Raw genomic sequence first — 26,591 nt, 5'->3', positions numbered from 1 at the left:
AACACAGGGATGCAACGTGGAATTTCTGTATTACTTCGGAGATGTCTTCACACCGGTCTCGTTCGGGCTGTTGCTCCTGGGCACGATTGGCGGGCTGATTTTGGGGGCAACCCCCGGACTGTCGCCCACCATGGCCGTGGCCCTGCTGATCCCATTCACGTTTCATCTGGCACCCGTTCAGGGGCTGATCCTTCTTGGCGCGGCCTATACCTCGACGGTCGCGGGCGGCGCGGTCAGCGCCATCCTTCTGAAAATCCCCGGAGCGCCCGCAAACATCGCCACGACGCTGGATGGGCATACGATGGCCAGGCAGGGCAAGGGCGCACAGGCGTTGCAGCTGAGCTTTCTGGCATCTGCCGTTGGGGGGGTGATCGGAGTGCTTCTGCTCATCTTCCTGACACCGGTTCTTGCGCAATGGGCGTTGGCCTTTGGACCAAGCCACCTGTTCTGGCTCGCCATCCTGGGCGTAACCGTCATTGGGTCGCTGGATAGTGCATCCGTTGTCAAAGGATTGCTGTCGGGATGCATCGGTCTCTGGCTTGCGACCATTGGCTTCGATGACATCATGGGGGCGCAACGGTTCATCTTCCACCCGGCGCTTGGCGGCGGCATCAACATCATCGCCGCGCTCATCGGGCTCTTTGCCATTCCTCAGGTCCTGACCATGTTCGCCAAGGGTCGCAATGCGGCAAATGCCGAAGTGATCGAGGTCGAAAAGCATTCGATCATGGATGCGGTGCGTGAGCTTCTGCGCCGCCCGAGAGCGCTGAGCATCGGCACCGTTACCGGCTCGATCATCGGTCTGATCCCGGGTGTCGGTGGACAGATCGCGGGTTTGGTCGCTTATGACCAGACCAAGAAATTCAGCCCAGAGCGCGAGAAATTCGGAAAGGGCCACAGCGAAGGCGTGATCGCGGCGGAAAGTGCGAACAACGCCATGGTCGGCCCCAGCCTTGTTCCGCTTTTGACGCTCTCGATCCCGGGGTCGCCGACCGCAGCGGTGTTGCTGGGCGGCCTGTTGATCCACGGGATTTTTCCGGGCACGGACCTTTTCGACAACCACCCGGATGTTGCCTGGACCTTCATCAACTCGATGCTGATCGGACAGGTGTTGATGTGCATCTTCGGGCTTTATGTCGCTGGTCTTGCCGCCCGGGTGGCGCAGGTACCGCAAAGCGTCATGGCCGCAGTTGTTCTGGGCCTGGCAGTCTTCGGAAGCTATTCAGTTCAGTCCAGCATGGGCGACGTCTATGTCATGGCGGCTCTTGGAGTCATGATGTACTTCCTCGAGCGTTTTGGCTTTTCAGCTGCGCCACTGGTGCTTGGCCTGATCCTTGGCCCGATTGCCGAGGCGAACTTCATTCAAGGTTCGATGATTGCAGGCGCCACCGAAGGAATGGCCAGCTATTTCCTGACGGGAACGCTGAACATCGTTCTGATCGCAATCGTCATCGCTTCAATCGCCTATTCAGTCTGGATGGAGCTTCGCAGTCGTCGCTACATATCAAAAGAGGAGATCATGGCATGAGTTCCGTCAGTCTTCCACGCGCACAACATGTCGTGGCGTCCGGCGTCATTGCCGCCGTCGGGATCTGGGTGGCATGGGTCAGCTATACCCAGCAACCGGCCGAAGCCTTCCTGTTCCCACGCCTGATTTCGACCGTGTTTGTCGTTCTGGCCCTGTGGACGTTTGCTAAGGCGCTTCTGGGCTGGACCAAGGTGGGCAACGGCGTCTCGCGCAAGGATTTCATTTGGCTTCTGCCTGGCTTGGCTATCGCGCTCATCTACATCTTTTGGGCCGCCAAGGCGCTGGGGTTCTACACCGCCGGAACGATCACATTCTTCTTGCTGCTCAGCTTCTATGACCCTGCACCGCATGGCGAAATCAAAACCTGGACCAGGCGTGTGATCATCACGATCGGGTACTTGGCCATAATGTATGGGCTCTTCGCCATGCTTCTCAAAGTTTACACGCCACGAGAAATACTTTTCTGAAAAAGACCGCGCGAAAAGCGGCTTACGCAAATCCAAGGGAGGATCTGAAATGAAATATCTACTGGCAGGCGCTGCACTGGCGCTGATGTCCCTGACCGGTGGCGCGGCCGTGGCGCAGGACTACCCCGAACGCCCCATCATGATGATGGTCAGTTATGGTGCGGGTGGCGCCACCGACTTTCAGGCGCGTATCGTCACAATGACTGCGGGCAACGAAGACGCGCTTGGAATGCCCATCGCGATCATCAACAAGCCGGGGGCAGGTGGCCGTGTCGGCTGGAACTGGTTTGCGACACAGGCCGAGGCTGATGGCTACACGCTGGCGGCTTACAACATCCCGCATTTCATCGCCCAGTCGATCAAGGGCGGCGTTGAATATTCGGCAGACAGTTTCGAGCCCATCGCCAACTGGGGCGCAGATCCTGCGGTATTCGTCGTGGCCAAGGACAGCCCCTTCAATTCCATGCAAGAAGTGGTGAACTATGCCAAGGAGAACCCGGGGAAGCTGACCTTTTCGGGTGCGGGCCTGTTCGTCGGGCACCACATCGCCGCCTTGCAGCTTGAGAAGGAAGCCGGGGTCAAAATGGCGTACATCCCGACCAAGGGCGGCGGTGCGGCGGCCATGAAGGCCGTGATTGCAGGCGACGTCATGGGCGGCGTGAACAACCTGTCCGATGCGTTCCGCGCTCAAGAAGCCGGAAATGTCAAAATCCTTGGCGTGTTCGATCTGGAACGCAACGCGTTCCTGCCGGACGTCCCCACACTTAAAGAGCAAGGTTATGACATCGACAATGCCAGCGTGAATTTCCGCGGTGTCATGGTCCCCAAGGGCACCCCGCAAGAGGTCATCGACAAACTGGCCGCAACAGTCCCGGAGATGTTCAAGAACGCGCGGGTGGCAGGAAAAATGAAAGCCGGTGGGTCACCCATGCACATCATGACCCGCGAAGAGGTTCAACAGATGTGGGCCGCACGTCAGGAAACCCTGCAAGAGCTTCTGGCGGGTCTTTGACGATTTGAGCAGTGGCACAGGATGGGGCGGTTTCCGCCCTGTCCCCACCAACAGGAATTCAATGATGAATGCACATGATGATATCGCCCAAGTCAGTTTGATCATGACCCGTGCGCGCGCCGCTCAGAAGGAATACGAAGCCGGCGCCAGCCAGACGCGCTATGACCGCGCAGCCGCTGCTGCTGCCTGGGCGATCATGGAGCCTTCACGCAACAGGGCTTTGGCCGAACTTGCGGTCGAGACGACAGGACTGGGCAACGTGCCGGACAAGGTGATCAAGAACCATCGCAAGACCCTTGGCCTGATGCGCGACATAAAAGGCGTCAGAACCCATGGGATCATCCATGAGGATGCAAGTACCGGCATCACCGAGATTGCGCGCCCAATCGGAGTGATTGGCGCCGTGGTGCCGTCGACGAACCCGGCAGCCACACCCGCCAACAACATCATCAACGCGTTGAAATGCGGCAATTCGGTTGTTGTCGCACCGTCACCCAAAGGCGTCGCAAGCTGCGAGCTGCTTTTGCGTTACATTCATGCCGAGTTCGACAAACTGGGGCTGGATCACGATCTGGTCCAGATGATTCCTCCGCCGGGTTCCAAGGCCAAGACTCAGGCGATGATGGAGCTCAGCGACCGGGTGATCTGCACCGGCAGTCAAAACAATGTGCATCGCGCGCAGACCTGCGGCACCCCTGCGGTGGCCGTCGGCGCGGGCAATGTCACCGTGATCGTCGATGAGACAGCTGACCTGAAGGCCGCTGCCCGGAAGATCACGGCCTCCAAGACCTTCGACAATGCGACCTCCTGTTCGTCCGAAAACGCGATCATCGCCGTCGACGCAATCTATGATGATTTCGTCGCAGCCCTTGCCGATGAGGGAGGCACATTGGTGAAGGACGAAAACCAGATCGTCTCAAAGCTCTGGCCGGATGGGCATCTGAGCCGCGAAGTGATCGCACAGGACGCCGACAGGATGATCAAGGCACTGGGCATGGTTGGTCAGGTGCCTGAAAACACCAGGTTCCTTGCAGTTGAAACCAAGGGGGTCGGTCCGGATCATCCGCTTTCGGGAGAGAAACTAAGCCGCGTGGCCGCGCTCTATCGTGCAAACGATTTCGAGGACGCCCAAGCCATTGCCGCTCGAATCTTGCAGTATCAGGGCGCGGGGCATTCCATCGGGATACACACCGCCGAAGATGCCCGTGCGGTGGCGTTGGGTGCCTCGATGCCCACCTGCCGCGTAATCGTCAATCAGGCTCACACCTTTGCGACCGGAGGGTCATTCAACAACGGCATGCCTTTCTCGCTTTCGATGGGATGTGGCAGTTGGGGTGGCAATGCGATTGATGAGAACCTGCATTGGAAGCACTTTGTCCAAAGCACCAAAATCGTCCGTGAAATCCCGGCAATTGAACCCTCCGTCGAAGATATCTTCGCGGAATACTGGGCTGATGCGGGGGCATGAGCATGGACGATCAGATGCCCCCAGGCGGGACAATCCGCAGCTGGCTGGACGAACGCGCAAGCACCATCGGTGATCGTGATGCCTATCTGTTTTTCGACGGAGAAGCTGCGCTAACCTGGTCAACCCTGAGGGATCGGGCACGAAAACTGGCCGAAAATCTGACAGCGCAGGGATTGGACAAGGGGGCCAGCGTTGCCATCCTTCAACCGAATGGGCGCGAGGCGATAGAATGCCTCTACGGCGTGCTTTATGGCGGGTTCCGCGCAACGGTCATCAACCTTGTCGCCGGGGACGAGGCCATTGGATATGCGTTGGGACATTGCGACGCACGAATTGCGTTCGTCGGCAACGCGCAGACCGATCTGTTCGACAGAGTTCGCCCCAAAGAGATGACGCGGTATTCTGCCGCTCGTTTCGACAAGGCCCCTGATCTCCATGCGCTTGGTCCCGATGACGACGCGCTGCTCATGTATACCTCAGGGACAACCGGTCGCCCAAAGGGGGTCGTGCATAGTCACGTCAGCCTGCTGGCAGGTGGATGGACCCCCACCGTTGCGCACAAGCTGACACCGGCGGATCGTGGTCTTTGCGTGCTGCCGATCTATCATATCAACGGGCTCTGCGTGACCGTGCTGAGCGCGCTTGTTTCCGGCGGTTCCCTGGCCGTGGCCGAAAAGTTTTCAACGCGCAAATTCTGGGACCAGTGCCAGAGCGCCAAGGCCACGTGGTTTTCGGTGGTGCCGACCATTATCTCGCACTTGCTGCATTCCGATTTGACACCCGCGCATGAAACCAGAGCACGTCTTCGTTTCGGCCGCTCGGCATCCTCGCCGCTTGCACCGGATGTACAAACCGCGTTCGAAACCCGTTTTGAAGTCCCCATCGTAGAAACAATGGGCCTGACGGAAACAGCCGCACAGATCTTGTCCAACCCGCTACCGCCGGGCGTCCGCAAAATCGGATCGCCGGGCAAAGCTTACGGCAACGAGGCATGTATCCTGTCGGCAAATCTGACCCCCCTGCCGCCAAACACCAAGGGCGAAATCGCCGTACGTGGCCCCAATGTGATGAGAGAATACCTGAAGAATCCGGATGCCACGCGCGCGACATTCACGCCCGATGGCTGGCTGCGCACCGGAGACCTGGGGCACATGGACGAAGACGGCTACTTCTTCGTGACGGGCCGGTTGAAAGAGCTGATCATAAAGGGCGGAGAAAACATCGCCCCACGTGAAATCGACGAAGCTCTCTATTCGCACCCTGACGTGATCGAGGCTGCCGCATTTGCGCGCCCTTGCAAAACCTACGGTGAACGCGTCGAGGCCGCCGTCAAATTGCGAACCGGGTCAAGCGTTTCATCCGACCAACTCATCGCGATTTGCGTCCAACGGCTGGGTGCTTTCAAATCGCCTGATAGGGTGCACTTGTTGCAAGACTTGCCAAAGGGGCCATCTGGAAAGATCCAAAGGATCAAGCTGCCTGTTTTGACACAGTGACCGATTGCAGCCCATGGAGGCCCCGCAAACAGGCGTGCAATATCCGATATGCAAGCCAGGGCGGGCGCATGCACAACGTTGGCCAATGACGACATTCCCGAGGCTTCGACCGGAACCAAAGCTCAACCCGACCTGTGTAGGTGTGCTCGTAACGCTGCATTGCCAACATTGATTTTGTTTAGAAATTTTGCGTATTCTCGCGCATAGTTTTGCGCGGCATTTGGGCATGAATTTGCACGATTTTCCTATAACTTTGCGCTGTTCGAGAAACGCGTTCAATTGATGGTAATCACCGCACATCTTCTTCAACTAAAACCGGGCGCCTCTCAATCAAGAGTGCATTCTGATTGGAAACATTCAACCCTGATCATAGGGAAGCAGTTTATTCGCAGGCTTGTGATAGATCCTCGCTTCAAGAACGGATGTTTCCGTAACTGCCAGGTGAGCGCGTCCAAGCCGGCGCGCTCACTATGCTTGGTATTGCCCGTCACTACGGGGCTAAGAGCGATGTATCACTCTGCGGCGACCGCTTCCTCTTCCAGTGCCGGATAATCGGTGTACCCTTTTTCATTGCCGCCGTAGAGAGTGGTTGGATCGAGCTCATTCAGCGCGGCGCCTTTCTCCAGCCGGTTGACAAGATCCGGGTTGGAAATAAACGGCCGACCAAAGGCCACCAGATCGACGGCGCCGGTCTCAACCGCTTTAATCGCCATGTCTCGGTCATAAGCGTTGTTGCCCATTTTCACTCCGTCAAACAATTCATAGAGCGCCTTCAGGTCACCACCTTCCGGAATATCGCGCGGGCCGCCGGTCTGCCCTTCTACGAGATGGAGATAGGCCAACCCATAGCCATTCAGCAATTTGATCGCATGTGCGAATGTCGCCTGCGGGTCGCTGTCGGAAATGTTGTTGGCGTTCGAGAACGGGCTGAGGCGGACACCGACGCGGTCGGCACCCCACACGTCGACAACGGCGTCCATGACTTCTTTCAGGAACCGCGCTCTGTTCTCGACAGGACCGCCGTATTCGTCTTCACGCTTGTTGGACTCGTCGCGCAGGAACTGATCGATCAGATATCCATTGGCGGCATGGACCTCGACACCGTCAAATCCGGCTTTCATGGCGTTTTCTGCGGCCTTCCGGTAGTCGGCGACAATGCCTGCAATTTCTTCGATGGCCAGAGCCCGCGGTTCCGATGTTTCAACAAACTGCTCGCCATCAAAGGTCTTGGCCTTTGCGCCGATTGCGGATGGCGCTACAGGGGCGCCGCCATCCTGCTGCAAGCTGGTATGCGAAATCCGGCCCACATGCCAAAGTTGGATTACGATCTTCCCATCCTTGGCATGGACGGCGTCAGTCACTTTTTTCCAGCCGTCGATCTGCGCTTCGGAATATATGCCGGGCGTCCAGGCATAGCCTTTGCCCTGGGGCGAGATTTGCGATGCTTCCGTGATGATCAGACCAGCACCTGCCCGCTGCGCGTAGTACTTCGCCTGCAATTCATGGACACTGTCATCCTCGGCTCTTGCCCGGTTGCGGGTCAGTGGCGCCATGACAATGCGGTTTTTCAGCTCGATTGCACCAGCTTTGATGCCGGAGAACAGTTTTTCATCAGCCATTGCTGTTTCCTTCTTTGGTAAACTTCGTTCAGATATTATTGGACCGATCAGTCCAATATTAGGGTCACTGTCTCTTGATTGAGTTTGTGTTAGGTTTCATTTCCTTATGGTGGCAGGAGGCCTTATAGCGAAATCACCAACCGGGCTTGTTTCAGGGTTTGCGATATCTGCTCAGCGGGAACGCCCGCCTTGCGGAAGGCTAGTGTGCCGATTGCAAGGGATGCAAAGGCGCGTGCCTTGTCGAGTGCCTGTCCCGGATTTGAAGGCTCAAGCGCTCTCGCAATAATCTCGTCAATACTCTCCAAATGCTGCCGCCCGAGAGCCGCCACTTCATCATCATGAGGAGCAAGCTCCGTAAGGCAATTGATCAGCATGCAGCCGTCACGACCTCCTCGCGGGTTCGCCAAAGCTTCCATTATCGCACCAACGGGGTCATCTCCGCCCGCGTCCGCGACGTCACGCAGAGCTTTCAAACCACGCCTTGAATAGTGCCTGAGGGCTTTGTGAAACAAAGCCTGCTTGTTGCCAAATGCTCCATAAAAGCTGGACCGACTCAAACCCATGGCCTTGGTCAGATCGTCCACGGACGCGGTCTCGTAGCCCTTGTGCCAGAATACGCACAAGGCTTTCTCCAAAGCCTCGGCTTCGTCGAAGGCACGAGGCCGACCCGGGCCTGCGGTCGGCTTGATGTCGGTAATTGGGAGAGTTTCTGTGCTCATGCGTATGATTTGGAATGATTGGTCCAGAAATTCAAGGTGGCGGTAGGCAATTTTTGGAATAGTCAGTCCATATTATGGCCAGAGAATGGAATTTTGGGTCCGGTCTCATTCTTGCTTCATAGCCAGAAGATGAAAGTGGCGGCGAGAGCAGTGGCGGGACGCGCCCAGGGAATACCGCCGCACAAGACCCTGTACAACCGCTGAAAGCGGTGAAGGTGAGTGGCTGAACGCCACCGGTCCGAGAGAAGCCACGAACAGGGCATCTTCGCCCGGATGATGGTCGGTTTGGCTACCGGGCACGGTGAAGAAGGGACCGTCATGATCGACGCCACCTATCAGAAGACCCATCGCACAGCGTCCAGTCCGGGCGTCAAAAAGGGGGGCGTGGACGCCTGATTGACCGCACAAAGGGCGGCGTGAACACCAAACTGCACGCCATCTGGGACAGCCTGAGGCGCCCGATCAACTTCTTCGTCACCGCCGGGCAGGTCAGCGATTGCACCGGCGCACGGGCATTGCTGAGCAGCCTGCCGGATGTCGACTGGCTGCTCGGAGTTCGCGGCTATGACGCCGACTGGTTCCGAGAAGCGTTGAAAGACAACGGGATACGCACCTGCATCCCTTTCCGGAAACAGCGGACGAAACCGGTGAAATACGACAAGCGCACCTACAACAATGTAGGTGCGCTCATAACGCTGCATCGCCATCATTGATTTTGTTTAGAAAACTCGGGTGTCTTCGCCCATAACTTTACGCGACGTTTGCGCATAACTTTGCACGATTTGCCCATAAGTTTGCGTGGTTCAAAGTGCACGCTCAATTGACAGTGGTTTCTGAACAAGCCCTACAACTTTTTGTTATTTTCCTTCAATCACAGCTACGCTTTGATTAGCAAATTTCAACTCTCGTTTGCAGAATGCAGTTCACTTGCACGCTTGCGATAGATCCCAAAAAAACTCCGGCGATGGGGGCTTGATATGCATTCGGCTGATACGTCACGTCATAGAACATATCGGTCGAAACAGAACGCTAAACCCGGAGCCCGTTGAAGGGCTGTTGCGAACCATCGACTGGTCGCAACTGGATAGAGTCCTATGCTAATCCCGCGTCACGCAGGTGGATGCAGACAAGCCGCAGTATTTGAACTAACCCTAGAAGCTCGGTCACTTTCGCGAGATTTGATCCGTCGTATTTTGTTCTTCAGCGTAGATGCTGAGTTCTAACCTTGAACATCGAGTGTCGAATCGTCTCACTATGTGAGACCTACGCCAAGCTGACCAACCCTCCAAACAAGTTGCTTCAGTCATTTGGGCACACGTTAAGCTAGAAGGTTCCCAGAACTACGCGGTGAATCTCGGGCTGGCGCGCACTCCGACTTGACACGGTGGCCCTAACTGGTTCAGCTTCCGGTCATGACGTATACACGCATCCACTGCCATCGAATATCGGCCTGAGGTCGATAACCCACGCGAAATCCGTGGGAGGCAGCATTGGTATGCGGGCGAGGCTTATATCCTTGTAATTGCTCCAGATTAGAGTGCGCGAGTCGGTTCGATTCCGACGCCTCCTACCATCCTCAGGAGGTGTCCGACATGGCGGACGACGTTTCGAACGCAATTGATTTCAACGACATCAAGCAATCGGTCGAAGAGAGCCTCGGACGCACACCCGAAGGCTGGTCCGGCTTGGTCACAAAGCTCTTCACGGAGGTTAAGGAATACTGCGATCTGAAGGGTGCCACCTACCCCTTTGTCCTCCAGATCAAGGAGAAGCTGGGAGAGCTCCGCATCTACCACAGGTGTGATGATCGACACATCCAGTCGATGATCGCTGAGACGATTGCGCGTGCAAATCACAGCTGTGAACGATGCGGGAATAGTGCCGAGACCCAACTTCTGGACGGCTGGTACAAGACACTTTGTTGTTGGTGCGGGCATGATGTCGTTAGCAAGCGCCATCCGGAACGGCACCGGCTGTTTGGCGTTCAAAAGGAACCCATTCGAGATCAAATGACGTGCTCGGTCTGTGGCTTTTTCGCTCAGATCGACCGAACGGATGACCGTAATCGGTGCCCCGCGTGCGTGAAGAAGGAATGGTGATGACCGCCGAACAACAAGTGACCTTCGAAAAGATCATGGAAGCCTACGATGACGAGGACTACGCCCGGAAGCTCATGAATACGGACAGCTCTTCGATGTGATGTGGTTGAGACAGCTACATCCGACGATGATCCATGCCTGGAAGAAGGCGCTGCTGGAAGGCGCATCCGGCGTGTTCGAGCGCGGTAGCGCCAAGAAGCCCGAGATTGACGAAGAGCAGTTGAAAGAGCTGCACGCCAAGATCGGGGAGCTGGCCGTGGCCAACGATTTTTTGTCACGAAAGCTCAAACCTTGGGGCATGAAGTGAGGCGGGGTATGATCGAACCGGACAACCCCGACCTGTCGATCGGCAAGCAGTGCAGGCTGCTGTCGATCTCGCGGTCGTCGTTCTACTACGCGCCCAAGGGCGAGACGGCGATGAACCTGATGCTCATGCGCCAAATTGATGAACAATTCCTTGAGACGCCGTTCTTCGGCGTCCGGCAGATGACCTGGCACCTGCGCAACGAAGGCCATCTGGTCAATGAAAAGCGCATCCGCCGGCTCATGCGGCTGATGGGCCTGATGCCGATCTATCAGAAGCCCAGCACCAGCAAGGCGGCGAAGGGGCGCAAGACGCATCCATATCTGCTGCGCGGTTTGCGGGTGGATCGGCCCAACCAGGTCTGGGCCGCCGACATCACCTATCTGCCGATGCGGCGGGGGTTCCTCTATCTTGTGGCGATCATGGACTGGCACACGCGCAAGGTGCTGGCCTGGCGCATCTCGAATACGCTGGAGGCCGACTTCTGTGTCGAGGCGCTGACCGAGGCCATCGCCAGGTTCGGCCCGCCCGAGATCATGAACACCGACCAGGGCAGCCAGTTCACGTCTTTTGCCTGGACTGACCGGCTGCGCCGATCCTGCGTGCGCATCTCGATGGACGGCAAGGGCCGTTTCCTCGACAACATCTTTGTCGAGCGCCTCTGGCGGAGCCTGAAATACGAATGCGTCTACCTGCACGCATGGGAGACCGGATCAAAGGCCAGGACCGGTGTCGGCAAGTGGATCGAGTTCTACAACCGCAAGCGCCCCCATTCCGCCCTTGGCGGCAAACCCCCAGCCGTGGTCTACTGGCTGAGAAAAGACGTAACCCAACCCGGTCAGCAGGAGCAAAGAGTAGCTTAAATCACGCTGGAAACTGTCCAAACATTGGGGAGTAGCTCAAATTCACCGGATAAATCGTCTGGCACAACCAGAGCATCGACGTCATCAAAGAAGTTCCATAGCCCTGACGCCTTACTGGATTTTATAGACGCCTCTCCTGCGGGGTGCATTAAGCCTTCTTGCCTAAGGTGCTCTGCTCTGTCGTTTTAGCTTTTGGACCAAGCTTGCTGTTTTCGCGGGCTGATCAATTGCGCCGTCCGGTCTTCATCGATTGTAAATCGTCTTCCATCAATCCAACCATGCGCGATCAGCGCATCCAGCACCTCGTCCCGACTGACATATTTCTGCGGATGTGCCGCCTTCCACGTGATCAGCCGGACGCTATCACGTTGGGCAAAATGCGTGCTCAGCCACTCCCACAGTTGATCACGGGATGTGACCTCAATATCCGTCACGCGCCACCATAGTGTTCATGCTTGTGTCATCCGTCGCAAAAAAGCTTCAGCCGTCTTTATGTGCGTGCTCTTGGCCTCTGGCGACATCCGTTCAGCCGTACGGCACATCATCGCCCATCGGGGATTGCCAGCCAGTCTATCGCTGTGTTTCAGGATAAAGCGCCAATAAAGCCCGTCCCAAATGTCGGCCCAGGGCCCTTTGCCCCAATTGCTCATTTTGCGAACATAGTTTGAACCCGAAAAGTACGGTTTGGTGGTGATCAACCCGCCATCGGCATGCTGGCTCATCGCGTAGGCATTGGGAACCATCACCCAATCATAGCTGTCGACGAACATTTCCATGAACCAGCGATAGACATGATCCGGATCAATTTCGCACAGAAACATAAATCCGCCCAAAATCATGAGGCGTTCAATATGATGACAATACCCTGTCTTGAGCACCCTTTTGATCGTGTCGTCCAGCGGATCAATACCAGTGGTTCCGTCGTAGAAAGCGCGGGGCATTGGTCGGTGATGGCCCCAGTGATTTGTAGTGCGCATCGGCACACCCAGGCTTTCATAGGTTGCACGCATAAACTCACGCCAGCCAATGATCTGGCGGATGAAACCTTCTACCGAATTCAGGGGAATACCCTTGCGATCCGCATGCGCCAGTGCAGCGTCCAAGACCTGTTTGGGCGTCAACAATCCAATGTTCAAGGCTGGCGTGAGAACGGCATGCCACAGCCAGCTTTCACCCGCAACAATGGCATCTTCATAGTCGCCAAAGTGATCAAACCGCCGTTCCAGAAACTGCGCCAGCCAGTCGGACGCATCTTTGTGTGATGTCGGATAGTACAACGTATCCAAGCTGCCCAATGCTTCTGGAAAATCATCAAGTACGCTTGCTTTCGCGGCTTCATCAACCGCGTCATGGGAAGGCCAGTCGATCCAAGGCAGGCTGCCCAACAGCGCCTTGGGCACTTTCTTACGGTTTTCCTTGTCAAAGCTCCATTGTCCCCCCGCCGGTTGACCGCCGTCCATCAACACATTCAAGCGGCGGCGTTGGCTTTTGTAGAACTCTGCCATGAACCAGCGGTTGCGACCGGCAAACCAATCCTGATTGTCGGCCCGAGTGTTCAAAAAACCAGGTGATGGTTTGAAATCGAGCGTGATATCGGTTCTGCCAGCCGCCGCCCGAAGACGTTTTTCTGCAATGAAGTCTACCGGATCAACCATGATTATATGGCTGATGCCGCGGTCCCGCAGACTTTGAAACAGGCGCAGGCAAGCGCCCGGCTGCCGCTCAAAGGGCCAAATCGCGGCATCAAATCCCTTGGCGACCAAGCCATCGCGATAGCGCGTCATGGAAGCACGGTGCAGCCAAAGCTTTTGCTTGTGCATCATGGCAGGATAAAACGCATCGCCAAAGAAAAGCGGGTCTTCGAAAAGCACAACCGCGTCGGGTCGGGCAGCCACACCGGGGTGCTGGGCAAACAATTGGTTGGGAAGTAAAAGCGCGGCAGTGGACACCGGCTATGGCCTTGGTTGGGTGGCCAGGTTCAATTGGCTCAAAAGCGATGGGATCTTCTTTCGAAGACCAAAGAAGCCGGCCCTTGCATGAGGCCATGTTATCGTGTCGTGGGGTCGTATTATCCGGTTCAAAGACAGGCCAGCGTCCCTCAACAGAGGTTCCGCACGATCCAGTCGTGACCGAGTGGGGCCGACGGGCGCATAGGCTGTTGCAATGGTTTTGACACCGGTATTCCGCGCGGCCTCGATCAACGGATCACTCCAATCCTCGGCGGATTGCGCGCGCTTTCCGTGAGGTTCCAGGGCGCTATTCATCGCGCCTTCGGCAAAATCCGTTACAGCGCCTGCAATCGGATTTGGAGACCGACCATGCGTCGCCAAAAGTCCAATCGCGGCAGCAGGCGATGTCGGCATTAAGCTATCGGCTGACAGATCATCCTCGGTCAACAGCATGAGGTAAGGGCCCTCTGGGGGCTCTTGCGGAGTCAAAAGCGGAATAAGCGGGTGTTCTACTGTCTCGGTCAGAGGTTCGGCAAATTTGGCGAGGTTTTTTGGTTGAAACCGTCCTTCGGTGTATTTGGCAATATTATCAGGTCGCGCGAGGTAGGTTTTGCCTTTTGTGTGCAATCCGCCGACCCACCGCCAGCTCAGCGTGTTCGATGCGGGATCGCCATCCAGCAAATGCCGCAAAAAGAAGTCCGCGCCAAGCTGCCAGGGTATGTGGAGCGTAAAAATCCAGATTGATGCAAACCACATGCGCGCATGGTTGTGCAGGTATCGGTAATTGGCAAAGTTTGGATCGCTCTGCATCATACCGAACTCAAAAATCTCGCACAGCGTGAGATTGACCAAGGCCTCTGAGACTCGATTGCGTTCCTCGCTGGTCGCATCACTCACGGCCTCGATAGGGCGACCTTCCAGAAAGGACATCGTTAGTACTTCTGGCGTGCTCCAATCCGGAAAGAACTCCGGGATTTCAAACGCTTCATCACTCTGCAAGAGGTCTGCAAAATGGCGCAGGTGGTGTCCCTCGCGTTCATAATCGGTTTCTTCATGCAGTTGACTGCGCGCCTCTTGGATATACGGATCCAGATCAAAGCTTTGGGGAAGCAAACCTGACATGCGAACCAGCGCAGCAACATTGGCGACATCGCTGTCGATACTGCGCGCGATACCGGGATATTGCACTTTGATCGCCACATCGCGCCCGTCTTTCAATGTCGCACGATGTACTTGCCCAATGCTCGCTGCCGCTATGGGCCTTACATCGAAAGATTGGAAGGATTTTCGCCAGTCTGCACCCCAAGCTCGGTTCAGGACGTCACGCAATTGTTTCGGCGGCATGAAATGCGCCTGATCTCGCAAACGCGCCATGATGTCAGCCAGTTCGGGCGGCAAGACCTCACCTGCATCCATCGAAATCAACTGACCCACCTTCATCGCGGCGCCTCGCATACGCGCAAGCTGATCCGCGACTCGTGTCACGTTGCCCGGTGTCATCAACAAACCACGCATGTCGGGTCGCGCACCGCGACCGATCTCTCTTAGGGCGCGTGCTGCCATGTTCCCCACAATGCCTGCCGTCATGCTGCTTAAACCGGCAACACGGACCAAACGGCTTGTAGGAACTGCCAAAGGGGTTGGTGAGGATTTAGGGTTCGTCATTTATCCTCACCAAAATTCCGTGCCCGGAGCGCCTTTTATACGACCCTTCAAATTTTCGGTGACCCAGCCTCCATAGAAGTCCCCGGGTTGCGGGATCACCCGGTACTCACCAACAAAACAAGCATCCATAAGTCCGGCGTAAAAGGCGAGATAGTCCTTAATCTGTTCAAATCTGGTGGTTGGTGCAGCATAACTCCACGCAGCTTTCTTAGCCGCAGCTGCCCCGCTCTGAACGTCCCAGTAGCTCGCAACACCCTTCCACTCGCAGTATGATCTGCCTGAGGCCTTTGTCAGAACGGTATCAATGTCTTGCGGCGGAATATAATACGTGGGGGCGTGGTGGGTCTCGAGAACCTGAAACGCCTGGTCAGTTTCTACGATTGTTCGACCGCCAAACTCTATCCGTAAGTTATGGGGCACCTCCCGCAGCGCAGGTGGCCGGGGATAGTCTTGAACATTTTCAGTTGTCCAACCTGTCATTTCGAACCTTGGTTATGAATCAGTTGTTCCATCTTCGAACTAGCGCGCCGACAGCGTTATTCTAGCGAGAGAGCTTTGAGCGCATGGCAGGTGAACTTGCACCAAAATTGGGCTTAGTGTCAGCTTGGGACGGGCAACGTTATTTGACCGACTTAGCAGCCCGAACCGTCGAAATGAGTGTCCTAAATCTACCAGTTTGCCAATAGTTCGTCCATGCGCTCTAGGCCAAGGTCGAGGTTGGCAGCAGCACCTCCCCCCACACCCAGTCGGATGTGGTTCTGCATCCCGTAAGACGAACCCGGTAGTAGAAATGTCCGATAGGGATCGGCGAGCAAGCGTTTGGCGAACACGTCGCCATCAATCCCATCGAGCCGTGCCAAACCAATTAATCCAGCCTGAGGTTTGACCCAATCGAGGTTGGGCTGATCGGCAACAAACCTATCCAGGCGTTCCAGCGTTTTCATCCCAGCTGCCCGTGCAGTTTTCAAAGCCTGATTATATCGGTCAGACCTCAAGGCGATTTCGGCGATGACTTCGCCGAGAATATTCATAATTTCGCTCGAGTTTTCCCGCAGAATAATAGCGTCCCAAATGAGATCTGAATCACGGCATATCATCCAGCCGGTGCGTAGCCCCTGCAGACCCAGTGCCTTGGAAACGCTGCCCGTCGTGATACCCCTTGGATACAAACCAGCAATCGAAGGGGCACGGGACCCGTCCCACTCCAATCCCGCGTAAACCTCGTCAACAACCAGCCATGCACCTACGCGATCTGCGATTTGGACAAGCCTTTCCAGCTCTGCTTGTGTCATCAACTGCCCGGTGGGGTTATTGGGGTTGGTCATAAAGATGAGCCGCGTGCGCGCTGTTACTGCGGCCTCAACTTTGTCGAGCGGCAATACCCAACCAGCACTCTCTTCGCGGTCGACAACTTTTAGCGTCGCGCCGACTGCCTCTGCCAATACGCCCGCTTGTGGCCAGCCCGGGCGTTCCGTTACGACTTCGTCGCCCGGTTGGACCAATTGCATGAATGCAAGATAATTGGCTTCCGCGGCGCCGGCGGTGATCAGAACGTCGTCTGGCTTGCAAACATCAGACAAGCCGGCGCGGTCCAAAACATGCCGTCGTAAAGCAGGCAGACCCCGAAAGCTGTTTTGGTTCCAATCCAACGGCAGCGCTGGATCCAGCGCATCCATGAACTCACCCAAACGCGGCGACTCGGACAAGGAAAACCCAACGAAAGCTTCTGGATCCGCTTCCGTGGTATCCAGTAGGTACTGAAAGAGTGTGTGTATCTTGACTTTCATGCTCTACTCAAAATCTTTGTAGTCAATCAGGGAGAGAGTCTGTGCAATCAGAGGGATTTGTCAAAGGGCGACCGATTGACCTTGCGGTTTTGGACTACGGGCTGTTCAAGGTCCATTCCACTGGCCGCATCATAGGTATCTGCGGGTTTCTGATCCGGACAGATTTGGGAGAATCAATACTCATCGATACTGGGTTTCCTGAAAAATATGCCACCGATACCGACGCCGCGGTCAAAGAAGATCGATTGTTCGAGTTTGGCGAGGTTCTGAAGTGCGAACCAGACAATCTGCCACGCGCACAGCTGGCAAAACTCGGGCTTATTCCGTCAGACATTTCATTACAGATCTGTACGCACTCCCATATAGACCATATCGGTGCATTGGGCGACTTTCCAAACAGTCCCATTCTCATCTCCTCTGCCGAGCGAGCCTTACCTCGCCCGTTGTACTGGGGCGATATGCGGCCGATGGAATGGCCCGAGCAGGATTACCTGGTTATTGATGGCGACGTAGAGATTGGGCCGGGTATCTTAGTTTTGGCGGCGCCAGGCCATGCGCCTGGCCAGATCGCCGTGATGGTCCATCTTCCGTCGGGGGCGATTTTATTGACCAGTGATGCGATTTCCCGACCAGCAGAAATCGACGAGAAGTTTGCCGGGTCTTGGGACGAAGATGCAGCAATTGCCAGCGCAGACAGGTTGATGCGTCTGGCATCCGAGCGAGATGCCTTTGTAATTTATGGGCATTGTCCAAAGCAGTGGCCTGTTCTGAAGAAAGCACCAGAAGTCTACAGCTGACCCCACCCCTTGGACCATTTTTCCGAAAAGTGATGTCGCACCAAAGAGTTATCTGACGTCGCGCCCTTGGTTCAGAATAATCACATTCCCACTGGAAACATCCCCTGCCGGTGAAATGAGAAAACCAACCCAAGAGGCGATTTGCTCAGGTAGCATCGCATGACCATGTGGCATGGCACTAACGGCTTTCTTCAAGACTTCCTCGGTCAAGACATTGAACAACGGTGTCTCAGTCATGGCAGGTGCCAGAGAATTTACACAGATTTTGTCCTGTGCGTATCGACGGGCGAGGTCTTTTGTAAGGGTATCCATCGCTGCCTTTGACGCGCGGTAGTGCGGAGGGTCGAACACATCGAAATTGTAAGCACCGTTCGATGAGATATTTACAATCTTTTTGATGCCTTCGCGTTCTAACATCAATTGGACCGCTTGCTGGCAACAATGGAATGCAGAATTAAAGTTGATTGCCATCTGCTTTTCGAGTTCCTCGGGCGGAATGTGCGGGAAGTCAGACATAAAGCAGGTGCCAGCGTTGTTTACCAAAGCATCCAGACCGCCATGGGCTGTCCTAATGCGCTCAAACGTTTGAGCCACGGCCAAAGGATCAGTTAAGTCAACGGAAATAGGTGTGAAGTCCGAACTAAATTCTGATGCCAGTTCGTTCAGACGCTCTTCTTTGAGGTCCAGACCAATCACATGCAACCCGTTTGTCTGCAATTGGCGGCAGATGGCCTGCCCCATCCCTCCCGCGGCGCCGGTCACAACCGCTGTCTTCATGGTAACTCCTCCTACCTAGGTATGATTTGGGATACTTCGAATTAAAGAAGGAAACTCATAACCCTTTTTTCTGAAAGCGGCGAAAGCCAATTTCGTTTAATTCAGTGCACGTCAGTTTTGGGCTCAAGCTAGACTTTGCAAAGTCAGCTTTCTGCGCATCGCGGCCGTTCGCGAGAATCCAAGCAAAAAGGCCGCATGGAACCCAAGGTTCTATAGGGAGGCCCTTTGCGGGATTGAGCAACGCAAAGGACCATAACCGCAACGACTACTCCAAAAAATGATTGAATTCACCGCTAGGGCAGACAATCGCGCAGCGCAAAACTATGGGCAAACTGCGCAAGATTATGCGGCGAGCGCAAACTTATGGGCGGTCGTACAAAATAATCAGAAATCCAGATTCTCAACACTCAAGGCGTTTTTCTGGATGAACTCTCGACGAGGTTCCACGACGTCACCCATCAACTTGGTGAACAGATCATCCGCTTCAACCATGTCATCCACGCGCACTTGCAGCAGCGTCCGCGCATCCGGGTCCAGTGTCGTTTCCCACAGCTGGTCAGGGTTCATCTCACCCAGACCTTTATAGCGCTGCAGTGACAAGCCCTTTTCACCCTCTTCCAGAATGGCCCGCAACAAGTCCAGCGGACCGTGGATCATCTGGCTGCGATCACGACGGATCAAGGTGGCCGGAGAGTTGTAGATTTCTTGCAGGCTCTGCGTAAAGCTGCCGGTCTTGCGCGCCTCGCCCGAGCGCAGCATCGGGCCGTCCAGCGTGCGAACCTCTTCGACACCGCGCAGAATACGGGCCAGTCGGATGCCGTGATCCTGTGTTATCCGACCCTGCCAGCCACGTTCATATTCCAAAGCGATCAGGTCCAGCCGCGCGGCGACTTTGTCAGCCACGCCTTGCAGATCGGCGTCCACCGCACCCGGCACGAAAGCCCCAGCCACGGCGGCCTGTTCCAGAATATGGCGCGGGTAATGTGTTGGAAACGCATCCAGAACACGTTTCAGCTGACGCGCCTCGTCGACCACGCGGGTCAGGTCCTGGCCGATGATTTCCTCACCCGAGCCGAGTTTCAGAACAGCGCCTTCGACGCCCTGATTGATCAGATAGTCATCCAGAGCGGCCTGATCCTTCAGGTAAACCTCTGACTTTCCGCGGGAAACCTTATACAGCGGCGGTTGCGCGATATAGAGGTACCCACCCTCGATCAATTCCGGCATCTGCCGATAGAAGAAGGTCAGCAACAGCGTCCGGATATGCGCGCCGTCCACATCCGCGTCGGTCATGATGACGATCTTGTGGTAGCGCAGCTTTTCGATGTTGAATTCATCGCGGCCAATGCCCGTGCCCAGGGCCATGACGAGGTTGCCGATTTCCTGAGACGACAGCATCCGGTCGAACCGGGCGCGCTCGACGTTCAGGATTTTACCGCGCAGGGGCAGAACGGCCTGTGTCAGCCTGTCCCGGCCGGTTTGAGCAGACCCGCCGGCCGAGTCCCCCTCGACCAGGAAGACTTCGGTCTTGGATGGGTCTTTCTCGGAACAATCCTTCAGCTTGCCAGCCAGATAGTTCACATCCATCGCGGTCTTGCGCCGGGTCAGTTCGCGCGCCTTGCGCGCAGCCTCACGGGCCAACGCGGCCTCGATGATCTTGCCGACGATGCTCTTGGCTTCTGTGGGGTTTTCTTCGAACCACTCGGCCAGTTTTTCATTCATCAGACCTTCGACAGCCGGACGGACCTCGGAGGAAACCAGCTTGTCCTTGGTCTGGGACGAGAATTTCGGGTCGGGCACTTTCACCGACAATACGCAGGTCAAACCTTCGCGCGCATCGTCACCGGTGAAGCTGACCTTTTCCTTTTTCGCGATCCCGCTGGACTGCGCATAGTTGTTGATCGTCCGGGTCAGCGCGCCGCGGAACCCAGCCACGTGGGTCCCGCCGTCACGCTGCGGGATGTTGTTGGTAAAGGGCAGCACCGTCTCGTGGTAGCTGTCATTCCACCACATTGCGATCTCGACGCCGATATCGTCGCGCTCGCCCTTGATATAGATCGGCTCGGGCATGGCCGGAGTTTTGGACCGGTCGAGATACTTGACGAATTCCTTCACGCCACCCTCGTAGAACAGCTCGGTTTCCAGCCGTTCTGCCGGGCGCTCGTCGATCAGGATGATCCGCACGCCCGAGTTCAGAAACGCCAATTCACGCAGCCGTTTTTCCAGCGTCTCGAACGAGTATTCGAGGTTCGAGAACGTGTTGGTTGACGCCAGAAAGCGCACTTCGGTTCCCGTACGATCGCCACACTCACCGACGACCTTCAGGTGCTCTACTGTTTCGCCCCCCTCAAAGCGTGCCACGTGCTCTTTGCCCGCGCGCCAGATGCGCAGCTCCAGCCAATCCGACAGCGCGTTTACCACCGAAACACCCACGCCATGCAGGCCGCCCGACACCTTGTACGAGTTGCTGTCGAACTTGCCGCCCGCGTGCAGCTGGGTCATGATGACCTCTGCCGCTGAAACGCCTTCTTCCGGGTGGATATCAACCGGAATTCCGCGGCCGTTGTCGCTGACCGAAACGCTGGAATCCGCGTGAATCTTCACGGTCACATGGTCGGCGTGACCCGCCAGCGCTTCGTCAATTCCGTTGTCGACGACCTCATACACCATGTGGTGCAGGCCCGATCCATCATCCGTGTCCCCGATATACATCCCGGGGCGTTTGCGAACGGCCTCTAAGCCTTTGAGAACTTTAATGGAATCTGCGCCGTATTCTTGAGGAGCCTGTGCGTCTTCGGACATTCAGTCAGTACCTATATTATTTTGGTACCTTATACGTTTTCTGGTGGGGATTGTCACGCGATCCCCCAATATTTTGTGTGTGCTCGGGTCGTTTTCCGCCCATCCCAATACACCTCATAACCGGTCGATGTCAGAAGCGATATCCGCCGCGATTTCCAGCGCATCGACATCCTTGCGTTCGGCCGACAACCGAAGCCCCAGAATGTCCGACTGATACCGCGCCGCCAGCCGATCCGGGTCATGTTCAGGCCGGATTTCACCGGCAGCCTGGGCGCTGCGGAACAGGTCGGCGAAACACGCTTTCATTTCCGCCATGTGACACGCGGCCTGATCCGCAAGCGCATGATCCTTCGCCTGCAACTCAGCATATGTTTTTGCCAACATGCAGGCCTTTGCCGGGTTCTCGACCGCTTCGATGACCAGACGAGGTTGCGCCTTGAGCGCTTCCTTCGGCCCCAAACTTTCGGCAAGGGCTTTCAGGCGCGCCACACCTTCTTGCGTGTAGCGTTCCAGCGTCAACGCATAGAGCGCATCTTTCGACCCGAATGCAGCATAAAAGCTGCCGGGTTTCAGCTTCAATTCCCGCTCCAGGTCTTTCAGCGACGTACCAGCCCAGCCCTGACGCCAAAAGATGTCACGGGCCTTCGCGATCAACGCGTCGCGATCATATGCGGGTTTACGGGGCATCGGCATCACCAATTCTTGAACGCTCGCTCAAATATATACTTGAGTGATCGCTCAAGAAACCCTAAATACCACCCATCGCGCCAGAAACAGGAGATCCGACATGGCCACCTTCCCGTCTCATGACCTCGAATCCGCACCCGAAGCATCCAAACCTCTGCTGGAAAAGTCCCAGGCCGCTTTTGGACGTTTGCCGGGCCTGCACAAGGTGATGGCAGAAAGCCCACAGCACCTTGAAGGCTATCAGGTTCTGCACGGCCTGTTCTTGCAGACCGATTTCGACAACGATGAGAAAACCGTCGTCTGGCAGACCATCAATGTGGAAAACGAATGCCATTATTGCGTGCCCGCGCACACCGGCATCGCAAAGATGATGAAGGTATCAGACGAAATCTCCCAGGCTCTGCGCAATGAAACTCCACTGCCTTCCGCCAAGCTCGAAGCGCTGCGCACCTTCACCCTGCAAGTGATGGAAACCCGTGGCAACCCGACCGAGGAACAGCTTCAGGCGTTCTTCGACGCGGGCTATTCGCATCGCGCGGTTCTGGACGTGGTGCTGGGTCTGGCACAGAAAACCATGTCGAACTACGTCAACCACATGGCCAAAACGCCAGTCGATGAAGCCATGCGCGGCTTCCTGTGGGAACGTAAAGTCAACGAACCGGCCTAAACCGCCACGACTGATCCCTCATCGCTTTCGGAAACGACCAGCGACTGGGCCCGGTCACCCAACTCTTCAAACAGTTCAGGCCCGGTGCCCGTCATCCAGGCCTGAGAACCCAACGCACAAATCTCGTCATAAAGTGCGGCGCGCCGACCCGCGTCCAGATGTGCGGCCACCTCATCCAGCAATACGATTGGTGGCGCCCCCACCATTGCGGCCAAAGCTCGTGCATTGGACAGGATCAATGAAACCAGCAGCGCCTTCTGCTCACCGGTGGAACAATCCTTGGCCGGAACACCCTTGGCAGCAAACACGCCATAGAGATCCGACCGATGCGGCCCGACCAAAGTCCGGCCCGCAGCCAGATCCCTGAACCGACTTTCATTCAAAGCCTCGCGCAAATCCTCAGCCGTTTCGGGCATCGCACCTTCGGTTTGCACCAATTCCAACTCGGCAGACGGAAATGCCGTTTCCGCCTGATCCTGCGCCACCCTCAGATGGTGCAACGCCGCCAATCGCGCTGCGTGGATACGATGCCCCATCTCCGCCATCTGACCCTCAAGCGCGGCATACCAATGCGCGTCACGCTTCTGCTCTTTCAGCAAACGGTTACGTTCGCGCATCGCTTTTTCGTAGGTCAGCGCGGCCTCCGCATGAGACGGATCAAAACTGAGCGCAATGCGATCAAGAAACCGGCGCCGGCCTTCGGCCGCTTCAATCCACAGGCGGTCCATGGACGGAACCAGCCAGACCACCCGCGCAAGTTTGCCCAGATCAATCTGGGTGGCTGTCTTTCCATCAATCCTTACCTGCCGCGCTGCACCGCCCTCAGACCAGGTTTCGATTTCGAAATTCTGACCCTGCGAATGCAACAGTCCCGACAGTTTCCAGCCCAACGCCTCGGGCCGCCGCGTCATCTCGGCCGCGCTTGCCCGCCGCATTCCGCGACCGGGTGAAAACAAGGATACCGCTTCCAGAATATTGGTCTTGCCCGCCCCGTTCGGCCCGTGAATCGCCACCGGCCGCCCGTCCAGAGACAACCGCGCCAGCTTGTGAGACCGAAAATGCGAGACCGTAAGCTCGGTCAGGGCCAATCCCATGACCCCTCCCTTCATCTTTTCAAAAATACTCCCGCCGGAGGCATCGCGCGTCCGCGCGATCAGACGCGCATTGGCATGACGACGTAAACCGCGCTCTGGTCATTGCCTTCGCGCATCAGGGTCGGGTCGCCAGCTGAATTGAACATGAACACCGCATTCTCTCGATCCACCTGAGACGCGATCTCCAGCAGATATTTGGCATTGAACCCGATCTCCAGACGCTCATCACCATAGGCAACGGCCAGTTCTTCCTCGGCCGCGCCACTATCTGGAGCATTCACCGACAGAACCAGCTTGTCGCCATCCAGTTGCAGCTTCACCGCACGCGAACGCTCGGAAGATACCGTTGCCACCCGGTCCACGGCCTGTGCGAACTCGGCGGCATCAACTTCCAGCTTGCGCGTATTTCCTTGCGGGATGACGCGTGTGTAGTCAGGAAAGGTGCCATCGATGACCTTCGAGGTCAGTGTGATATCCGGCGTGGCGAAACGCACCTTGGTTTCGCTGACCGAAACCGCAATATCCATTTCATCATCGTCCAGCAGCTTGCGCAGCTCGCCCACGGTTTTGCGCGGGACGATAACGCCCGGCATGCCCTCTGCACCATCCGGCAAATCGGCATCGATCCGAGCAAGCCGATGACCGTCGGTGGCCACGCAGCGCAACACCTTGCCGCCATCGGATCCGTCGGCCACATGCATGTAGACACCGTTCAGATAATACCGGGTCTCTTCTGTTGAAATCGCGAATTTCGACTTGTCAAACAACCGTCGCAGCAGGGCAGCCGAAGCCGTGAAGTTTGATTGATACTCCGACGACGCCATGACCGGAAAATCCTCTTTCGGCAGCGTCGCCAGCGAGAAATTCGACCGACCCGCCTCAACCGTCAAACGCCCTGCCGCGTTGTCGGCGGTCAGGGTGACAAGGGCACCGTCGGGCAATTTGCGCACGATCTCGTGCAAGGTGGTCGCGGCCACGGTGGTAGCGCCGGCTTTCTCGACCTGCGCCGGGGCCTTGTCGACCACCTCGATATCCAGATCGGTCGCGCGAAACAGCGCCTGATCGCCTTCCGCCTCGATCAGAACATTGGCAAGTATGGGAATGGTATTGCGGCGTTCCACTACGGATTGGGCCTGCGAAACGGCCTTGAGAAGGGTGCCGCGTTCGATGCTGATCTTCATACCCTCAATTCCTCTGACTTGCGTACCGACATGGGCGGGACTGGCACGTTAGCGGTTCCACCCTGAGGCACAAGGATTTTTTACGGATTTCTGGGTTGGATTGCGTCCAGCGTCAAGGGCAGCGTGCCTGACAGGCACCAGTTCTGATCCAACCGTGGACTAATGCGCACAAGAAACGCCCCGGCCCGAGGAACCGGGGCGGTTTCCTGCATTACAGGCGCAGATCAGGCTTCAAGTGACCGGCGCAGCATTTCCACATCTTCAGCGATCTGACCATCGGTCAGCTTCAGCTCTTCAATGCGTTTGACGCCATGCATGACCGTCGTGTGATCTCGCCCGCCAAAACGGCGTCCGATCTCGGGCAGCGACCGGCTGGTCAACTGCTTGCACAGATACATCGCCACCTGACGCGGACGCGCGTAAGAACGCAGGCGCTTTGGGCCGATGATGTCGGAGAGGCGGATGTTGTAGTATTCAGACACCTTCCGCTGGATCTCTTCAACGGTGATCTTGCGTTCCGAGGCGCGCAACACATCCGCCAGACAATCCTGGGTCAGTTCCATGTCGATCTCGCGGCCAACCAGCGACGCGAACGCGAACAGACGGGTCAGGGCACCTTCCAGCACCCGAACATTGGTCGAGATGCGATGCGCCAGGAATTCCAGAACGCCATCGGCAATCGCCAGGTCCGGATAGGATGAACTGTATTGCTGCACCTTGTTCTGCAAAATGCCCAGACGCAGTTCATAATCGGTCGGGTGCAGGTCGACCACCAGACCACATTGCAGGCGGGATTTCACCCGATCTTCCAGATCCTTGATCTCACCCGGGGCGCGATCGGCCGAGATGATGATCTGCTTGTTCTGATCCACCAGCGCGTTGAACGTGTGGAAAAACTCTTCCTGAGTGGAATCCTTGCCGGCGATGAACTGCACATCGTCAACCATCAAAACGTCAACCGAACGGAACAGGTGTTTGAAATCCATCATCCGACGCTCGCGCAGGGCCTGCACGAACCGGTACATGAACTGTTCCGCCGACAGGTACAGAACATTGAGTTCGGGATGTTTGGTTTTCAGCTCCCATGCAATGGCATGCATCAGGTGGGTCTTACCCAGCCCCACGCCGCCGTACAGTACCAGCGGATTGAAGGTCACCGGCCCGCCCTCGGATACCCGACGCGCAGCAGCATGGGCCAGTTCATTGGGTTTGCCGACGACAAAACTGTCAAAGGTAAAGCGGGAATCCAACGGGGCGGCCTGAAGCGATTCCAATGTATCCTGCGCCGGGTCCTCGCTCGGCGCGGCGACAGGTTCCGGCTTTGCCACCGGCGGCGTATCGACAGCTGGCTTGGGCCGGGCTGGCGAGTTTGCGGCGACGCGGAAATCCAGACGTTGCACAGTTTCACCTGCGGTGTTCAGCTCGTACAAAATGAGGTCCGCAAAATTCTGGCTGACATAATTGCCCATGAAATTGGTCGGCACCGAGAAAACCGCCACGCCATCCTGAAGCTCCTTGAATTCCAAAGGCTCGATCCAGGTCGTATAGTTGTTCCGACCGATGGCCTTCAGCAATTTGTTACGCAGTAGTCCCCATTTCTCTTGTGTCAT

The 26,591-nt window shown here is 56.5% G+C and carries 23 protein-coding genes, 1 tRNA gene and 1 pseudogene; 12 read left to right on the top strand and 13 right to left on the bottom strand.

Annotated elements, in window-relative coordinates; translation table 11 throughout:
- Positions 1–16 precede the first annotated feature (16 nt).
- The 5 genes from NOR97_RS00125 (at position 17) to NOR97_RS00105 (ending at position 5,971) form a co-directional block, all read left to right on the top strand.
- Complete coding sequence (locus tag NOR97_RS00125) at positions 17–1,528, top strand: tripartite tricarboxylate transporter permease (protein ID WP_257599856.1); 1,512 nt, start codon at positions 17–19, stop codon at positions 1,526–1,528.
- Positions 1,525–1,995 (top strand): tripartite tricarboxylate transporter TctB family protein, encoded by a 471-nt coding sequence (locus NOR97_RS00120; protein ID WP_257599855.1) that lies wholly within the window; start codon positions 1,525–1,527, stop codon positions 1,993–1,995. The genes NOR97_RS00125 and NOR97_RS00120 overlap by 4 nt, the downstream gene beginning before the upstream one ends.
- 49 nt (positions 1,996–2,044) lie before the next feature.
- Entirely contained in the window at positions 2,045–3,007 is a 963-nt protein-coding gene (locus tag NOR97_RS00115) for a tripartite tricarboxylate transporter substrate binding protein (RefSeq protein ID WP_257599854.1), read from the top strand.
- 64 nt (positions 3,008–3,071) lie between these two features.
- Positions 3,072–4,475, top strand: coding sequence for an aldehyde dehydrogenase family protein (locus tag NOR97_RS00110; protein ID WP_257599853.1), 1,404 nt, complete (start codon positions 3,072–3,074; stop codon positions 4,473–4,475).
- Positions 4,472–5,971, top strand: coding sequence for an AMP-binding protein (locus NOR97_RS00105; RefSeq protein WP_170347396.1), 1,500 nt, complete (start codon positions 4,472–4,474; stop codon positions 5,969–5,971). The genes NOR97_RS00110 and NOR97_RS00105 overlap by 4 nt, the downstream gene beginning before the upstream one ends.
- A 512-nt stretch (positions 5,972–6,483) precedes the next feature.
- Here NOR97_RS00105 and NOR97_RS00100 read toward each other — a convergent pair.
- Both NOR97_RS00100 and NOR97_RS00095 read right to left on the bottom strand, forming a co-directional pair.
- Positions 6,484–7,590: an alkene reductase gene (locus tag NOR97_RS00100; RefSeq protein WP_257599852.1), complete on the bottom strand. Its 1,107-nt coding sequence runs from the start codon at positions 7,588–7,590 to the stop codon at positions 6,484–6,486.
- 122 nt (positions 7,591–7,712) lie between these two features.
- A complete protein-coding gene (locus NOR97_RS00095) occupies positions 7,713–8,309 on the bottom strand; it encodes a TetR/AcrR family transcriptional regulator (protein ID WP_257599851.1) in 597 nt (198 codons plus the stop codon).
- A gap of 258 nt (positions 8,310–8,567) precedes the next feature.
- On the opposite strand from NOR97_RS00095, the pseudogene NOR97_RS00090 reads away from it, so the two are divergent.
- From NOR97_RS00090 to NOR97_RS00070, 5 genes and pseudogenes are all read left to right on the top strand, one after another.
- Positions 8,568–8,980, top strand: a pseudogene (locus tag NOR97_RS00090) (transposase); the annotation flags it as partial.
- 808 nt (positions 8,981–9,788) lie between these two features.
- A tRNA-OTHER gene (locus tag NOR97_RS00085) sits at positions 9,789–9,882 on the top strand.
- A gap of 19 nt (positions 9,883–9,901) precedes the next feature.
- Positions 9,902–10,408 carry a hypothetical protein gene (locus NOR97_RS00080; RefSeq protein WP_257599850.1) on the top strand — a complete coding sequence of 169 codons (507 nt, stop codon included), beginning with the start codon at positions 9,902–9,904 and terminating at the stop codon, positions 10,406–10,408.
- 106 nt (positions 10,409–10,514) lie between these two features.
- Positions 10,515–10,715 (top strand): hypothetical protein, encoded by a 201-nt coding sequence (locus tag NOR97_RS00075; RefSeq protein ID WP_257599849.1) that lies wholly within the window; start codon positions 10,515–10,517, stop codon positions 10,713–10,715.
- 8 nt (positions 10,716–10,723) lie between these two features.
- Positions 10,724–11,575, top strand: coding sequence for an IS3 family transposase (locus tag NOR97_RS00070; protein WP_257599848.1), 852 nt, complete (start codon positions 10,724–10,726; stop codon positions 11,573–11,575).
- Positions 11,576–11,760: 185 nt separating this feature from the next.
- Here NOR97_RS00070 and NOR97_RS00065 read toward each other — a convergent pair whose 3' ends face one another.
- The 5 genes from NOR97_RS00065 to NOR97_RS00045 all read right to left on the bottom strand — a co-directional run bounded on the left by NOR97_RS00065 (position 11,761) and on the right by NOR97_RS00045 (position 16,976).
- The gene (locus NOR97_RS00065; RefSeq protein ID WP_257599847.1) at positions 11,761–12,009 is read right to left on the bottom strand and encodes a hypothetical protein; all 249 of its coding nucleotides are present in this window, start codon (positions 12,007–12,009) and stop codon (positions 11,761–11,763) included.
- A 15-nt stretch (positions 12,010–12,024) separates the two neighbouring features.
- Complete coding sequence (locus NOR97_RS00060) at positions 12,025–13,470, bottom strand: cryptochrome/photolyase family protein (protein WP_257599846.1); 1,446 nt, start codon at positions 13,468–13,470, stop codon at positions 12,025–12,027.
- Between the two features lie 57 nt (positions 13,471–13,527).
- Positions 13,528–15,087, bottom strand: coding sequence for an AarF/UbiB family protein (locus tag NOR97_RS00055; protein WP_257599845.1), 1,560 nt, complete (start codon positions 15,085–15,087; stop codon positions 13,528–13,530).
- 108 nt (positions 15,088–15,195) lie between these two features.
- Positions 15,196–15,669, bottom strand: coding sequence for a DUF427 domain-containing protein (locus NOR97_RS00050; protein ID WP_257599844.1), 474 nt, complete (start codon positions 15,667–15,669; stop codon positions 15,196–15,198).
- Positions 15,670–15,857: 188 nt separating this feature from the next.
- On the bottom strand, positions 15,858–16,976 hold the full coding sequence (locus tag NOR97_RS00045; protein WP_257599843.1) for a pyridoxal phosphate-dependent aminotransferase: 1,119 nt from the start codon (positions 16,974–16,976) through the stop codon (positions 15,858–15,860).
- 41 nt (positions 16,977–17,017) lie between these two features.
- Between NOR97_RS00045 and NOR97_RS00040 the strand changes: the two genes are divergently transcribed.
- A complete protein-coding gene (locus NOR97_RS00040) occupies positions 17,018–17,773 on the top strand; it encodes an N-acyl homoserine lactonase family protein (protein ID WP_257599842.1) in 756 nt (251 codons plus the stop codon).
- A 48-nt stretch (positions 17,774–17,821) separates the two neighbouring features.
- Here NOR97_RS00040 and NOR97_RS00035 read toward each other — a convergent pair whose 3' ends face one another.
- From NOR97_RS00035 to NOR97_RS00025, 3 genes are all read right to left on the bottom strand, one after another.
- Positions 17,822–18,550 carry an SDR family NAD(P)-dependent oxidoreductase gene (locus tag NOR97_RS00035; RefSeq protein ID WP_257599841.1) on the bottom strand — a complete coding sequence of 243 codons (729 nt, stop codon included), beginning with the start codon at positions 18,548–18,550 and terminating at the stop codon, positions 17,822–17,824.
- Positions 18,551–18,934: 384 nt separating this feature from the next.
- Entirely contained in the window at positions 18,935–21,352 is a 2,418-nt protein-coding gene (gyrB, locus tag NOR97_RS00030; RefSeq protein WP_257599840.1) for a DNA topoisomerase (ATP-hydrolyzing) subunit B, read from the bottom strand.
- A 114-nt stretch (positions 21,353–21,466) separates the two neighbouring features.
- Complete coding sequence (locus NOR97_RS00025; RefSeq protein WP_257599839.1) at positions 21,467–22,039, bottom strand: TetR/AcrR family transcriptional regulator; 573 nt, start codon at positions 22,037–22,039, stop codon at positions 21,467–21,469.
- Positions 22,040–22,139: 100 nt separating this feature from the next.
- On the opposite strand from NOR97_RS00025, the gene NOR97_RS00020 reads away from it, so the two are divergent.
- Positions 22,140–22,706, top strand: coding sequence for a carboxymuconolactone decarboxylase family protein (locus NOR97_RS00020; protein WP_257599838.1), 567 nt, complete (start codon positions 22,140–22,142; stop codon positions 22,704–22,706).
- On the opposite strand, the gene recF is transcribed toward NOR97_RS00020, so the two are convergent.
- From recF to dnaA, 3 genes are all read right to left on the bottom strand, one after another.
- On the bottom strand, positions 22,703–23,800 hold the full coding sequence (gene recF, locus NOR97_RS00015; RefSeq protein WP_257599837.1) for a DNA replication/repair protein RecF: 1,098 nt from the start codon (positions 23,798–23,800) through the stop codon (positions 22,703–22,705). The genes NOR97_RS00020 and recF overlap by 4 nt on opposite strands.
- A gap of 59 nt (positions 23,801–23,859) precedes the next feature.
- Positions 23,860–24,981: a DNA polymerase III subunit beta gene (gene dnaN, locus NOR97_RS00010; protein WP_170345654.1), complete on the bottom strand. Its 1,122-nt coding sequence runs from the start codon at positions 24,979–24,981 to the stop codon at positions 23,860–23,862.
- Positions 24,982–25,205: 224 nt separating this feature from the next.
- The gene (dnaA, locus tag NOR97_RS00005; protein WP_170345655.1) at positions 25,206–26,591 is read right to left on the bottom strand and encodes a chromosomal replication initiator protein DnaA; all 1,386 of its coding nucleotides are present in this window, start codon (positions 26,589–26,591) and stop codon (positions 25,206–25,208) included.

It is taken from the genome of Ruegeria sp. YS9, from assembly GCF_024628725.1.
Taxonomy (GTDB): Bacteria; Pseudomonadota; Alphaproteobacteria; order Rhodobacterales; family Rhodobacteraceae; genus Ruegeria; species Ruegeria atlantica_C.
Note: the sequence above shows the minus strand (reverse complement) of the source record. Positions and strands in the feature narration are given on the sequence as shown.